The following is a 15,015-nucleotide window of genomic DNA, read 5'->3' as shown; positions in this document are numbered from 1 at the left end:
TATTGAGAGCAATTAAAAATATTGAAATATAAGTGATTTTAGGTATTTTCAATGTCATGATTTAAAAATGGGACAAAAGTGGGGCAAAAACCATACAGATTCTAAACTGTATGGTTCTTTTTTTATCTAACCAAGAAAGGTTAAAACTTATTAAAACAAATGCAATCAACTGTTGAAAACTTTTTAGTCCGTGTAATATAAAAACAAGTAAAAAGTTGAACTATAGGGAATATTGTGTCATAATAGGCAATAGATGAATAATTAATAGATTGGAAATAATGCTTTCTTACCTTAACAAGTTGAATTGGTTATACATTTTTTCGTCGCAATTGTGTCTATCTCTCGAGTTTAGCTAGTTTTTATAAGCTCTGGTTTCTAATCAATATAACAAATTTTAGAAGTGCATAAGACAAGATGGTGACATTACTACAGTCATTTCTAGTCACCATATGTTGCTGGCACAGGCTGTTTGTAGTGTTGGCTATTTACTAGTCAGTTTAATCGTAGTGTTTAATTTTTATTGTTGAAAGGTTTTTATATGGCGAAAATTCTATCTTTAGGTCTGACAGGTAAGAAATTACTTGCTCAGGGGTTCTTGTTTGTTCTGCTAGGTCTCATCTTGATGGTCACGGGGACTTGGTTGCCAGTAACAGTTATTCGCCTGGTTCTGTTTTTAGCTTGGATAGCAACGGTCGTAGATTTGCTATTAAGAGTTTTCAAAAAAAGCCAGTCAACGGATACCTTGGGAGTTGCACTGGTTAAATTGTTAGTGCTGGGATATTTGCTAGGTTCTAATCTTGCGACTGATATACCGATTTATGTTCTGGCTCTTGTGATTGGAGTTTATCAGATTTTTGGGGCCACGATTAATCTTGTCACCTATGTTCTCTACCGTAAAAATAATATTCGACCTCGTTTTCGTCTCTTACTAGATGGTATTCTACTAGTTTTTCTTGGTGGAGCTAGTCTTTTGTCCTCTACGGGAAATTCTGTCTTTCAACTCTTTGTTTTAGGGGCTTATTTTTTCCTTTATGGTCTGTCCAATATCCGTGACGGTTTCTTATTTGAAGGGGAAATTGGGAAAAACCATCTCAAACGTCGTATTAGAATTAGCTTACCTATTGTCCTAGCCGCTCTCATCCCTGCAAGAACTTTAGCAAAAGTTAACAAATTTATGCTGGAAAATGCTGATGAGGAAGAAGATATCCATCTTGGAATAGTGAAGTCTGGTAAGACAGCAGAGCTAGAAATTTTTGTTCATACAGCTGAGACCTCCCTGTTTTCAGCTATTGGTCATGTGGATATCTGCTATCAGGGCCGTGTTATTTCTTATGGCAACTATGATCCGTCATCTGAGACCTTATTTGGTATGGTAGGAGATGGTGTCTTATATTTCTGTGACCGCGATAAGTACATTGATCTATGTAAACGTGAGAGTCAAAAAACGCTTTTTGGTTATGGGATAGATTTGACGCCTGAAATGGAAAAAGCAGTTCAGAAAAAGTTGGCTGAATTGAAACAACTGACGATTCCATGGGAGCCAAGTGCAGATAAAATCATGACAGGTGATGGTAAGGAAGACTACACCTACGCTTATAAAATCAGACATGAGACAGATGGGGAACTTTATAAATTTATCAAATCTAAGTTTAAATCCTACTTTGTCTTATCTACAAACTGTGTGCTCTTGGCTGATACCATAGTCGGTCAGGCTGGCACCGATATCCTCTCACCCAAAGGATTTATCGCTCCAGGAACTTACCAAGCCTACCTTAATCGAGAGTTTGAAAAACCAAATAGTATAGTCGTATCTAAACATGTTTATTAAGGAGAATTTATGAACTTAGTAAAAAAATACACCCCGTTAATACTTTTTATAGGGCTGGTTGCTCTTGTAATTCTGAATGCATCGAGCTTTATATCAGGAGCAATCTCTCTCTTTGATGTAATATCAACCTTGATTTATGGTGCTGTTATTGCTTTTGTGCTTAATGTTCCTATGAAAAAAATTGAACAGTACTTAGTTAAATTGAAGGTAAAGGCAGAGTTGCGTCGTCCGATTGCCATGGTACTTGTTTTCCTAGCTCTTATCTTAATCGTGATTGCTCTTTTGGTTTTGGTGCTGCCAACCCTAGCCCAGACTATTAGTCAGCTGGGAACAGTCCTTTCAACAGTCCTTACTCAACTTGGGAAATTGCTAGGCAGCTCGGAATTTGTAACCAAAGACATGTTGTCAACTATCGTATCAGGCATACAGGGACAATCTAATTCTATTAGCCAAGCTTTGATAGGTTTTTTATCAGGTCTGACTAGTAATATCGGCAATATTTTTTCAAGTTTGATGAATGCCTTTTTGATTATAGTCTTCACCTTTTTATTTTTATCCAGTAAGGAACATTTGGCAGCGATGACGAGTCGACTTCTAAAAGTTTTTCTTCCAGAGAAGGTGGTGATAAAGTTGACTTACATTGGACAAGTAGCACTAGAGACTTATGACCAATTTTTGATGAGTCAGCTGATTGAAGCAGTTATCATAGGAGTTATGATAGCGGTTGGTTACAGCGTGTTTGGGATACCCTATGGAGTAATGACAGGTATCTTTGCAGGAGTGCTATCGTTCATTCCTTATGTAGGGCCTATGATTGCTTGTGTTGTGGGAGCGATTTTTATCTTCACAGTGAGTCCTACTCAAGCCTTACTTTCTCTTCTTCTATATCAAGTTATACAGCTGATTGAAGGAAACCTTATTTATCCTAGAGTTGTAGGTCAATCTATTGGCTTACCAGCCCTTTTCACGCTTGCGGCTGCTAGTATCGGAGGGAATCTTTTCGGACTACTTGGAATGATATTCTTTACCCCCGTATTTGCTGTTATCTATCGACTGGTTAAAGAATTTGTCGTTGCAAAGGAAAATCAGGTAGATTAAGAAAAACTAAATTTAATAAGATATACTGAGAAGAGAGTGAGAGATTCTCTTCTCTTTTATTTTTAAATACTTTTCTACAAAAAGCTATTAGACGTTAAAAAAAGCCTTGGTTTCAAGGCTTATTTCTGTTGATTTAGATGTGCCCCCTGCAGGGCTCGAACCTGCGCCCCATAGCTTAAGAGTCTACTGCTCTACCAACTGAGCTAAGGAGGCAACAGAAAAAGCTGAGAATGTAACTTCCCAGCTATTTTAATATGCCCAAAATGACAGCTAGATTATTTACGAAAGGCATCAAGGATATAGGTGAAACCAACAATTAAAAATGCAAAGGCAACGACATAAACGACAAAGACACTTGTAGCTACTGGATTGAACAAAATCACTAGACCTAGTAAAAATGCAAGCAACGCTATCCACATGATATGGTTGCCAATAATAGGGAAAATCAATCCCAGACGATTGCCTTTAAAGAAAGCTATAATGGCTTCTACAATTAACCAAATTCCTAAAATAGTTGGAATGACAACTGGCAGCGTCACAAAGCCATAGGCAACGAGGTAAAGAGCTAAGAGAAGATTAACAATCCCTTGGAAAAGATGAGCTGGTGAGCGAAGCTCTTTTGGTACAGAGAAATAGCCTAAAATAGCTGCTATAGAAGAAACCAGTAAACCAAATGCAATCCACCAGCTGTAAGCAACAAGATTAGCTACTGGGTTTGTAAATAGGAAAAGTCCTAAAAGGACAAAAACAACTCCTGCAAGGAATAGCAGTAAACGATTAGAAAATTTCATTTCAATACCCCCTATATAGTATAGTATAGTTTGATAATAAAAATATTATACACCTTTTTAGAGGAAATGTCAATAAACAAAATGGAAAATTTGGAAGTTTCAGTCTGATTTATGAAAAGAAAATCAGTTTTTATTATTTTGAAAATAAAAAGAGAAGATAAAATTTGTCTTCTCTACATGAAAATATTGTATGGCATCAAAGCAAAAGTAACTGGCTTTACACTATTTGTTAAGATGTAATTTGGTTCAAAAAGAAAAGATAGATTTAAAAGTGGGGCAAATGATGAGGCAAATCAGTTATAGATAAGCAAAAAAGCCTTGGTTATCAAGGCTTTTCCTGTTGTATTTAGATGCCCCCTACAGGGATCGAACCTGTGACCCACGGATTAAGAGTCCGCTGCTCTGCCAGCTGAGCTAAGGAGGCAAAGAAAAAAGCTGTATTGGTGCCGAAACTTCACGGTTTGTATTGAACCCGCGCAATTAAGCAGGTGGGCAACTCGCTCTAACTGAAGCTGTTTCCGTGTGAGACGGCCTACATGCTGTTAGAAGACTTTTGTTTCCCTAATAATACAAAAAATAGTCGGTCAACACTTAAGTGTGAAGTCGTACACCACAGCGTTTCTATATTTATATGATACCACTTTTTTTAAAAAATTCAAGAGGAAAATTTATTTTTTTTGAAAAGGATTTCACAAGTTTCTTAATTTATCAATGGTTTCCTTACGTTGGGCTAAGGCCCGTTCGTACTTGCCAGTTTCCTCTGGTGAAAAGTAGCTATGATTGCGAATCTTTTCTGGCAAGTAGTCTTGTTTGACCCAGTGTCCAGGATAGTTGTGTGGATAGAGATAGTTTTGAGCGTTGCCCAATTCCTTGCTACCACTATAATGTCCATCACGCAGATGTCGTGGAATGGGCAAATGCCCTGATGTTTTGAGGTCAGCAAGAGCCTTGTCCATAGCCACATAGGCTGAGTTGGATTTTGGAGAAAGGGCCAAATCAATCACGATATTGGCAATGAGAATGCGAGCTTCTGGGAAACCAATTCTTTGTGCAGCATCTAGAGCAGTTACGGTATGAATCTGGGCTTCAGGATTGGCCAAACCAATATCCTCATAGGCAATCACAGTCAAACGACGAGCGAGACTAGGCAGATCCCCAGCTTCAATCAAGCGGGCTGCGTAATGAAGACTGGCATCCACATCCGAGCCGCGGATGGACTTTTGCAGGGCTGAGAGGACATCATAGTGGCCATCCCCATCCTTGTCCATAGTTATATAGCTCCTTTGCAGACTGTTCTCCATGATATCAAGAGTGATATGGCGGATGCCCTTATCATTTTCAGGGGTAGAGAGAACAGCCAAGTCAAGTGAGTTGAAGGCAGAGCGAAGATCTCCGTTTGTAGAGGTTGCGATGAAATCCAGCGCCTCCTCATCTAGCTCTACTGGAAAATCAAAACCACGCTCAGGGTTACTTAGAGCTATCTGAATCGCTTCTTTGACATCTTGATTGGACAGAGGTTCCAACTCAAAAATCTGAACACGGCTACGGATGGCAGGAGTGACAGAAAAGAAGGGATTTTCAGTCGTAGCCCCAATCATGATGACAAGTCCACTTTCCAAGAGAGGAAGGAGAAAGTCTTGCTTGGTTTTGTCAAGACGATGAATCTCGTCTAGTAGCAGTACAAGGCCACCTGAGAATTTAGCTTCTTCAGCAATCTCTTGGAGCCGTTTTTTACTATCAACAGTGGCATTGAAGGTCCGAAAGGCATACTTGGTTGTTCCAGCGATGGCAGAGGCGATACTGGTTTTGCCGATTCCTGGAGGTCCGTAGAGAATCATGGAAGACAGACGATTGGCTTCCACCATACGACGGATAATTTTTCCAGGTCCTACCAGATGCTTTTGACCGATGACTTGGTCGATAGTTTTAGGGCGCATGCGAAGCGCGAGGTTGTCTGGCATAGCAGTCCTTTCTAACATGGATTTTCTGATGTATATGTGGTAAGATGGTAGTATCTATTTTAGCATATTTCCGAGCAATCGGGGCGATTAAAGAGTCGCATAGAAAGAGGACAAAATGGCAACATACGGATTTTTAGATGTTTTAGAGGAAGAATTGGACAAGAACTTTCCTTTTGACTATGAGATTAGCTGGGACAAGCGCAACCACGCGGTTGAAGTGAGTTTTCTCTTGGAAGCGCAAAACGCTACAGGTGTGGAGATGGTGGATGAAGACGGAGAGGTTTCTTCGGATGATATTCTCTTTGAAGAAGCAGTGCTTTTTTACAATCCTGCTAAGTCAACAGTTAATGCAGACGATTATCTGACTGTCATTCCTTACTTACCAAAGAAAGGCTTCTCTCGTGAATTTTTAAACTATTTTTCACTGTTTCTTAAGGATACAGCTGAGATTGGCTTAGATGCGCTTATGGACTTTTTGGAAGACCCAGAAGCAGAAGAGTTCGTCATGGAATGGAACCAAGAAGTCTTTGAAGAAGGAAAAGTCGGCTTGGAAGAAGGAGAATTTTATCCTTATCCGAGGTATTAGGAAGAAGACAAGCTTGATTTGAGTAAATGTAAAGGGGGGTAAATTTTGACAGCGGAAAAAAAATATATTGGTGCTTATAGCCGAGATGCTAGAGACTATTTTTCATTATTGCCGACAGAACGAGAAATAGTAGAGCAGTTGCAGGTTATATACAGAGAAGAGAAAGGGATTTTTGTCTTATGTGGTAACAGAGGATCAGGAAAATCAAGTCTGAAAAATATTTCTTTGGAATCTGTTAAAAATCGTAGAGGTGCTAAAGATGACAAAGAAATTCTTGTAGTGAATGTATCTTTTTTTAGTGGTAATAAAGATTTTCATAGAGAAATTTTGATGCAAATTCCTAACGCTATTACCAGAAGAATGAACGATATTGAACGTGATATTGGTGATTATGTTTATAATGATGGCAGGTATTATCCGACTCTAGAGTATAATGCTAAGGAAAAAGTAAAAAAATATGATTGGTTAGAACAGAATCAAAGAAGCAAAAATTTTTCAATAATACGTAAAAGGTTGAAAAAAATTGAGGAAAAATTTGAGATTGATTCAAATATTTATAATTTATGCAACGAGTTATCAAATCAAACTAGTAATTTATTTGAACAGTTTAAGCTTTTAAATAAACAGAACGAACTCCAAAACAGTAAGTTTCCTATGTTTCAAAAAAATAGAGTAGATATTTCAAATTTTCGAAAAAACATTGACGAACTGTATCAAAAGGTTGAGTATTTTGAAAAAAAAGCGAGCGAGCTGATAAAATTAGAGGAGTTCTTGCTTATTTCTCAACAACAGCTACAGTATTTTGATGTAGAAATAACAGATACAAAAAGATATTTAGAATCAACTACTTCAGATATATCAGCCGAGTCATCTATTGATTTAAGTGCTGATATAGGAATAATAAAATCGGGATTACAATTAAGAGGGAAAATTTCTTCAAATAATAATGAAGAGTTGTCTCGGGAGTTAAAAAGTATTGTTACTGAGGAGTTAAAAGAGCGTCAGTTACTACGGCTTCTGAAAAACATGTCTGAATACTTTAATATCACTTTTTCCATTGATGAATTAGATAAATGTAATAAAGCTACAATTATTGATATGATTGATAAAAATAAAAGGTTATTCTTTGATTGTAATGTTTCGACATTGCTAATTACAGATATATCCACTGCAATATCTTTATTGGAAAAATCAGATTATATTTCTGAACCTAATATCATTGTTGTCCCTGATTTAGGTATTTTGGATTATATTCACAGGATTAATAATAAAGGGCTACCCCTAAGTTATAATTTTATTACTATTCTAGATTCCTATTTCGTGAATAGAATGAATAATAGGGAGTTAAATTATGGTAGAAAATATGAGGGAAGAACTTATTATTCCAAGGGATTTGAACTTTACAAGTTTATGAATTCCACTCTTTATAAAGGTATAAATGAACTTTATAGACCGATGATATTGAAATTTTATTGGGAGTTAATTGACTTACTAGATTTTGTCGGGGAATTATCTAAAGAAGAATATGAACAATTTGAGAATAGTTTTTTTAATAATAATGACTTGCATTCTTTAAAAATTAAGTTTATACTGCGTAAAATAATAGATCAATTAACGACACAATCTTTTGATTACTCTTTTACTCTCGAGGATAGTCGAAGTCGGTATGGACATACTAAATCACTGACTGAGTTTAATAATAAGAAATCCCATATTCGCGAATTTTTGCAGCAAATAGCTTCAAAACCAACGATACTTTCAGATGAGACTGCTTTTTTAAAAATTAATCATATAGACTCTCAAACTGAGGAATTTTACTACTTTGATATAGAATTCTCAGATTATCTAAAAAAATTGGGTATTGATGATGAAAAGTTCAAAAATATCTTGTTGCAATTATCTGAACCAGGAAAGAAAGGTATATATGATGGAAGAACTTATCGTTTTGCAGAGGAATTTTATGATCCTTCTCAAGGAGTTGATGATGCACGAGCCATTGTAGAGAGAGAAAATACAGTTGGTGTCATTTTATTCTATCCATATGATTATTCGGAGAATGCTAATCCAAATCACCAGCCACTACGAAATGGTATTATTGTAACTGTAACTGATTTTGATGAATTTATACTATATCCATACATAGGTTATAGTGGTCTACATTCTCACGAACCATCTCGTCTCACAGAATTTAAAGAAGAATTGAGTGATCAAAATATCCTAGTTTACGAAGTAGAAGATGAAAATTTATGGAAAGGATGTTTCGAAAAAGATAATACAGACCTCAAAGATAAAATTTTTGAGGTCTGTAAAAAAGAAATAAAAAGATGGCTTAGTGATATGAAATATAGAGCCAACAGGTAAACATCTTGGTTAAATCATTGATTTATATTGTTATGTTATTAAAGATCGTTATATCTCCTTAGCAATATTTAATCTTCCCAAGACTAATGAAAGTTATTCGAATGAATTTTTATCATGAAAATACTAGACAATTTAGTTTGTCAAACAGAAAACAAATAACAGTAGGGCGGTGCGAGACGAGAAACGCTACTATGCAAACTGGTTAGAGGAGCTGGAGAAGGCATTAGCTGAAGGAGTCTAACATGGAAATCGAAATTACTGATTTTACAGGCTGTAAGATTGCCCTTTTTTGTGGGGATAGGATTTTAACTATCTTGCGGGATGATAAGTCCAGCATTCCTTGGCCCAATATGTGGGAGTTGCCATGTGGTGGAAAGAGTGTCAGGGAAAATCTGATATAGTATTGCATTAAAAGAATATCCTTTCAAGGTTATTCTTTTTATTTTGTCCCAAAATAGTTGATTTCGTCCCAAAAATATAGTATTATTTGTGTAAGGAGGAATGAATCATGAAAAAATCAGATGTTCTTGATTTAATAAAGTATCATTATGAGGGCAGAGAGACAGAATTTAGAAATCAATCCATAGCAATTGCTCGGAACTTCAATAAACATGGTGATACACAATTAGCACAATATATTATGGGGTTAATGTCCCAAAGTGATAGATTCATGCCACAAATAGAGAATCCTAGTGAGTATTTGACTCCTGCTAAACTAGATATTGGTCCTCTCCCATTGCCTCTTTCACTTATGAATGATTTAAAAGGAATAATAAACGCTGTCAATCATCATATTGGAATAAATAAATTTTTATTTGTGGGATCTCCAGGTACTGGGAAAACTGAAAGTGTAAAGCAGGTGGCTAGACTTATTGGCAAGGAATTACTTGTAGTAGATTTCAGTCACTTAGTAGATAGTAAGCTGGGGCAAACAGTCAAAAACTTAGCAACTCTTTTTAATGAAATCAATAATCTTCCTTTCAAACAAAATTATATCATCCTATTTGATGAAATTGATTCCATAGTACTGGATAGGGTTAATCAGAATGATTTGAGAGAAATGGGACGAGTGACTTCTGCCTTTTTAAAGGAGTTGGATAGGCTGTCACCAGAAATTGTATTAATTGCAACAACAAATCTTTTTGAAAATCTTGATAAAGCAGTTACGAGAAGATTCGATGCCATAATTGACTTTGACCGTTATACTGATGAAGATAAAGTAGAAGTAGCTACTATTATTTTAAATGAGTTATTAAAGCAATTTAAGAATGTAGCCAGAGATTTGAAATTATTTAAAAAAATTATATATAGTTCTAATACAATTCCAAATCCAGGTGATTTAAGGAATATGATACGAACATCATTGGCATTTAGTGATCCACAAGATCCACATGATTATCAAAAACGTCTCTTAAGAAGTTTGCATAGTGGAAAAAATTTATCTATTTCTAAATTATCAGAATTAGGTTTTACAGTTAGAGAAATTGAAATTTTAACAGGTGTTTCTAAAAGTAGTGTATCACGAGAATTAAGCGAGGGTTGACATGAATACATTATTGACATTACGTGGAAAAAGTTTTACACAAAAATCAAGAAATAATGGTATGGGACCAATAACTATACCCAAAAAAGCAATAATTACATTGGAACATTTGAAGTATCTTCATTTTTCATTAGAAGAAACGAAAACATATTGGGAAAAAAATAATATTATCGATGGTATTTTGATCAGTATTTACTATAATCGAATTGTTGCCAAAAGTAACCGTATTAATGGCTATTTCAATGTAGGAGGAGGGAATCCATTCCCTAATGATACCATTGTGGGAGCAAAATTCAATGAGGAGAAGACAAAACATATTGTTACTCATTATATTTCTAGAGATACTCTTAATAAAACAATAACCGTTTTAAGTAAGATAATTGAAGTTTTTGAGGAACATTTTGATAGAGCGATAACATGTGAGATGTTCTCTGATTCATCAACGTTTGCTTCTATAAATTTTTCGGAGTATGGTATTTCAAAAAGCAAATTTCAACAGTATTTGAGAGATTCTTGCTTTATTGAGAATTTTGGGGTTGAGCACACTACTGTTTCTGATATTCAAAATTCTATCGTGACATTTTATGATGTCCATACAGACATTTTTAGATTACTGAATAAATTAAATATTGATATTTCAGAAGCTAATATTATGAATCAGACCACGGTCTTGCTTGATGAAAAAAATATTGAATTGCTACTATCAAAAGCTCCCTATCTTGTCTCCATGATTGTGGAAGATTTTTCTAAGTTATCTATAGATGATTTTTCTTTAGATAATAATGATTTAAAAATAAATCTTCCATCTCCAATGAACGAACCAGTTGTTGGCGTTATTGATACCTTATTTGACAAAAGAGTTTACTTTAATGAGTGGGTAGAATATCATGATTTCGTCTCACCTGATATTAGAAAAGATAGCCAAGATTACAAGCATGGGACAGCTGTGACTTCTTTAATCGTTGATGGAGTCAATTTGAACCCTAATCTGGATGATGGTTGTGGAAATTTTAGAGTAAGGCATTTTGGTGTGTCACTACAAAGTGGATTTAATTCATTTACAATCATAAAACAGATAAAAGAGATTGTTTCTCAGAATTCTGATATTAAGGTTTGGAATCTTTCTTTAGGGTCCAATGATGAAATAAGAGAAAATTTTATCTCTGCAGAGGGAGCTTTATTAGACGAAATTCAATTTGAGAATGATGTAATTTTTATTATAGCTGGGACAAATGCTTCAGTAATAAATGGGAAACGTAAAAGAATAGGTGCTCCTGCTGATTCACTTAATTCTATAATAGTAAATTCTGTTGATTTTAATAATCAATCAGTGTCATATTCACGAGAGGGTATTGTTTTATCATTCTTTGTTAAACCAGATGTGTCATATTATGGAGGGGGAAATGGTGACTTTATAAATGTTTGTGAACCTCTAGGATTAGGTCGTGTAGCTGGAACAAGTTTTGCGGCACCTTTTATTGCAAGGAAAATGGCCTATCTCATTCATATTATGGGACTTAGCCGAGAAGAAGCAAAGGCTTTGCTAATTGATGCAGCAATACCCTGGAATGATAAGAAAACATTCACTGATTTATCTTTGATAGGAAATGGTATTGTTCCAATAAAAATGGATGATATTTTATCTACACCTGATGATGAAATTAAATTTATTGTGTCAGATATCTCTAGGGCTTATGATACGTATAATTATGATTTTCCAGTACCTATTTCTAGTGAGAGTTATCCATATGTAGCTAAGGCAACAATGTGTTATTTCCCTAACTGCTCAAGAAATCAAGGGGTTGATTATACAAATACTGAGATGCAGATTACTTTTGGTAGGTTAAAGTCAGACGGTATCGAATCGATAAATAAAGACAACCAGCATGCCGAAGATACCCCAGGATATGTGAGAGAAAACGCAGCTAGAAATATATTTAGGAAATGGGATAATGTCAAGCATATTGGAGAGTCGTTTACTTCTAGAAAGAGAGCTAAAGCAATTTTAAATCCATCTAATCCTCAGTGGGGGATGAGCATTAAAACAATCGAACGTTTGAAAAGTGGTGATGGACAAGGAGTACGTTTTGGTGTAGTAGTTACATTAAAAGAATTAAATGGGGTTAATCGTATTGAAGATTTTATTCAGCAAGCTGAATTAAGAGGTTGGCTAGTTAATAGATTACAAGTTGAGTCTCAAGTAGATCTCTTTAATAGTTTAAATGAAGAAATTGAATTTGAATAGTGGATATTTTAACCTTATTTTAGATATTAGGAATACAAGAGGGCAAAGATATGAATATCACCTATATCGTCGGAAATGGTTTGGATTTACAATATGGTTTGAAAACAAGATATAAGGATTTCTATGAATTTCAAAATAAGGTTTACATAAGTAGGAAAGAGAATGAGGAGGAATATTCAAATTTTATTTATGATTCGCTATTTTCTGATAAAGTAAATGATTATGAAAATTGGTCAGATTTTGAATTGTCAATTGGTAAATTGACAAAAGATAACGACCTCATCTTCTCAAGTATAGAAATGAAGGAGAAGTTTATAGATGATTTTAGTGAAGTAGTTGATGATTTAAGAGAACATCTACGCATACAACAAGAAAAAAATCTTGAGAAAGGTAATGCAATTGACTTTATAAGCACTCTAGATGATATGATAACCTCTCTCCCTGTAATTAATCAACCTGCTATCAATAAAAAATATAATGAAAATCTATATCAACACGATATTGTGAATATATTAACTCTTAATTACACAAATGTTATCGATAAATTATATAATGAGTCAGCAAAATCATTCAGGAATCAATTACGAGCTAATCTTTATAATTTTTATATTGAGCCACCAATTCATGCACATGGGACTGTGGATGTCTGCACGGTTTTAGGGGTTAGTGATGAAACACAAATTTCAAATAGTTTAGAAGAAGAACAAAAGGAATCTCTAATAAAAAGTTTAGTTTTGAAAAACTATAGAGAAAATATGGATGTTAAAAATAGTGATATTATAAAAAACTCTGATATTATTATTCTCTATGGGGTTTCTTTGGGAGAGACTGATAGGTATATCTGGAGTCAAATCGCTGAACGATCAATCAGTAGTTCTGTTCCTGTCATAATTTATAATTATGTACCAAATTTTGATCCAGGAAACCCCACTAGGGTGAAACGTTTATACAGAAAGGTAGAAGATAAATTCATACAGAATAGTGGTATTGATTTAGAGTTAGAGAAGAAATTAAGAGATAATCTTATTGTTGTTATTGGAAAGACTATTTTTAACCTGATGGAAAGGTAAGCACAGTACAAAATGGAAACATGGCAAGAGTTAAAAGTTACAGTGAAGCGTGAGGGGGAGGAGCTGGTCTCCAATCTCTTGATTGAGCTGGGGGCGCAAGGTGTTGCGATCGAAGACAGCATGGACTATGTGGGGAATGTCGACCGTTTTGGTGAGATCTTCCCAGAGGTGGAGCAGCAAGAAGAAATCGTGGTGACAGCCTACTACCCTGATACGGTTGATGTGGCAGTGGTTGAGGCAGATTTGCAGGCTCATTTAGCAGAACTGACAGACTTTATGGATCTAGGAGAGGTCAAGATGGGCACGACTGCCTTGGCTGAGGAAGACTGGGCAGACAACTGGAAGAAATATTATGAGCCAGCTCGCATTACTCATGACTTGACCATCGTGCCATCCTGGACGGACTACGAGGCGACTGCTGGAGAAAAGATTATCAAGCTGGATCCAGGCATGGCTTTTGGGACTGGAACGCATCCAACGACCAAGATGAGCCTTTTTGCCTTGGAGCAGGTTCTTCGTGGTGGCGAAACGGTGCTAGATGTGGGAACTGGTTCAGGTGTCCTCTCCATTGCCTGCTCGCTACTTGGTGCCAAGAAAATTTTCGCCTATGACCTGGATGATGTGGCGGTTCGGGTGGCTCAGGAAAATATCGAGCTCAACCCTGGCATGGAAAACATCCATGTTGCTGCTGGAGATTTGCTCAAGGGTGTGGAGATTGAAGCAGATGTCATTGTGGCCAATATCTTGGCGGATATTCTCATTCATCTGACAGACGATGCTTATCGTTTGGTCAAGGACGAAGGCTACCTGATCATGAGTGGGATTATCAAGGACAAGTGGGACATGGTGCGCGAGTCAGCTGAGTCAGCTGGATTTTTCCTTGAAACCCACATGATTCAAGGGGAATGGAATGCCTGTGTCTTTAAGAAGACCAAGGATATTTCTGGTGTGATTGGAGGCTAGCATGCAGCAGTATTTTGTCAAAGGCAGTGCAATCTCTCCTGTAACTATCGAGGACAAGGAAACCATCAAGCATATGTTTCAGGTCATGCGGCTGAAAGAAGAGGATGAGGTGACCTTGGTCTTTGATGATGGCATCAAGCGTTTGGCGCGCGTGATAGATGTGGAAGCGCGTCAGTTTGAGTTGGTTCAAGAATTAGCTGACAATGTGGAACTGCCCGTTCAAGTCACCATTGCATCTGGCTTTCCCAAGGGAGACAAGCTGGAGTTTATTACTCAGAAAGTAACAGAACTAGGAGCTAGTCAAATCTGGGCCTTTCCTGCCGACTGGTCAGTTGCCAAATGGGATGGTAAGAAATTGGGTAAAAAGGTTGAAAAGCTAGAAAAAATTGCCCTTGGAGCAGCAGAACAAAGCAAGCGTAATATTGTACCAAGTATCCAGCTTTTTGAGAAAAAAGCAGATTTTCTAGCCCAGCTGGACCAGTTTGACTCAATTGTGGTGGCTTATGAAGAATCAGCAAAAGAGGGAGAAGCTGCTGCGCTCTTACAAGCAGTCACTGGTCTTGAAAAAG

11 protein-coding genes, 2 tRNA genes and 1 pseudogene are annotated in these 15,015 nt (G+C 36.2%); 10 read left to right on the top strand and 4 right to left on the bottom strand.

Annotated features, from left to right (window positions below; translation table 11 throughout):
* Positions 1-538 precede the first annotated feature (538 nt).
* Positions 539-1,828 carry a membrane protein gene (locus tag GMD4S_RS10520; RefSeq protein ID WP_001062785.1) on the top strand — a complete coding sequence of 430 codons (1,290 nt, stop codon included), beginning with the start codon at positions 539-541 and terminating at the stop codon, positions 1,826-1,828.
* Between the two features lie 9 nt (positions 1,829-1,837).
* Positions 1,838-2,926 carry an AI-2E family transporter gene (locus GMD4S_RS10515; protein ID WP_001055015.1) on the top strand — a complete coding sequence of 363 codons (1,089 nt, stop codon included), beginning with the start codon at positions 1,838-1,840 and terminating at the stop codon, positions 2,924-2,926.
* 140 nt (positions 2,927-3,066) lie between these two features.
* Here GMD4S_RS10515 and GMD4S_RS10510 read toward each other — a convergent pair.
* The 4 genes from GMD4S_RS10510 to GMD4S_RS10495 all read right to left on the bottom strand — a co-directional run bounded on the left by GMD4S_RS10510 (position 3,067) and on the right by GMD4S_RS10495 (position 5,678).
* Positions 3,067-3,139, bottom strand: a tRNA-Lys gene (locus GMD4S_RS10510).
* A gap of 62 nt (positions 3,140-3,201) precedes the next feature.
* A complete protein-coding gene (locus GMD4S_RS10505; protein ID WP_000672739.1) occupies positions 3,202-3,717 on the bottom strand; it encodes a DUF308 domain-containing protein in 516 nt (171 codons plus the stop codon).
* A 351-nt stretch (positions 3,718-4,068) separates the two neighbouring features.
* Positions 4,069-4,141, bottom strand: a tRNA-Lys gene (locus tag GMD4S_RS10500).
* 265 nt (positions 4,142-4,406) lie between these two features.
* Positions 4,407-5,678, bottom strand: a complete 1,272-nt coding sequence (locus GMD4S_RS10495; protein ID WP_001113236.1) for a replication-associated recombination protein A — start codon at positions 5,676-5,678, stop codon at positions 4,407-4,409.
* A gap of 115 nt (positions 5,679-5,793) precedes the next feature.
* On the opposite strand from GMD4S_RS10495, the gene GMD4S_RS10490 reads away from it, so the two are divergent.
* The 8 genes and pseudogenes from GMD4S_RS10490 to GMD4S_RS10455 all read left to right on the top strand — a co-directional run.
* Entirely contained in the window at positions 5,794-6,264 is a 471-nt protein-coding gene (locus tag GMD4S_RS10490; protein ID WP_000257116.1) for a DUF3013 family protein, read from the top strand.
* A 45-nt stretch (positions 6,265-6,309) separates the two neighbouring features.
* Complete coding sequence (locus tag GMD4S_RS10485) at positions 6,310-8,625, top strand: P-loop NTPase fold protein (RefSeq protein ID WP_000123177.1); 2,316 nt, start codon at positions 6,310-6,312, stop codon at positions 8,623-8,625.
* 242 nt (positions 8,626-8,867) lie between these two features.
* Positions 8,868-9,017: pseudogene (locus GMD4S_RS10480) on the top strand (7,8-dihydro-8-oxoguanine-triphosphatase); the annotation flags it as partial.
* Positions 9,018-9,133: 116 nt separating this feature from the next.
* Positions 9,134-10,168 carry an ATP-binding protein gene (locus tag GMD4S_RS10475; protein WP_000747917.1) on the top strand — a complete coding sequence of 345 codons (1,035 nt, stop codon included), beginning with the start codon at positions 9,134-9,136 and terminating at the stop codon, positions 10,166-10,168.
* 61 nt (positions 10,169-10,229) lie between these two features.
* On the top strand, positions 10,230-12,413 hold the full coding sequence (locus GMD4S_RS10470) for a S8 family peptidase (protein ID WP_000529014.1): 2,184 nt from the start codon (positions 10,230-10,232) through the stop codon (positions 12,411-12,413).
* Positions 12,414-12,463: 50 nt separating this feature from the next.
* Positions 12,464-13,483 (top strand): AbiH family protein, encoded by a 1,020-nt coding sequence (locus GMD4S_RS10465; protein WP_001028050.1) that lies wholly within the window; start codon positions 12,464-12,466, stop codon positions 13,481-13,483.
* A gap of 12 nt (positions 13,484-13,495) precedes the next feature.
* Entirely contained in the window at positions 13,496-14,446 is a 951-nt protein-coding gene (gene prmA, locus GMD4S_RS10460) for a 50S ribosomal protein L11 methyltransferase (protein ID WP_000451141.1), read from the top strand.
* A 1-nt stretch (position 14,447) separates the two neighbouring features.
* Positions 14,448-15,015 (top strand): RsmE family RNA methyltransferase (locus GMD4S_RS10455; RefSeq protein WP_001188183.1); only part of this gene is annotated, 568 nt, incomplete at its 3' end.

Source organism: Streptococcus sp. GMD4S (assembly GCF_000296955.1).
Note: the sequence above shows the minus strand (reverse complement) of the source record. Positions and strands in the feature narration are given on the sequence as shown.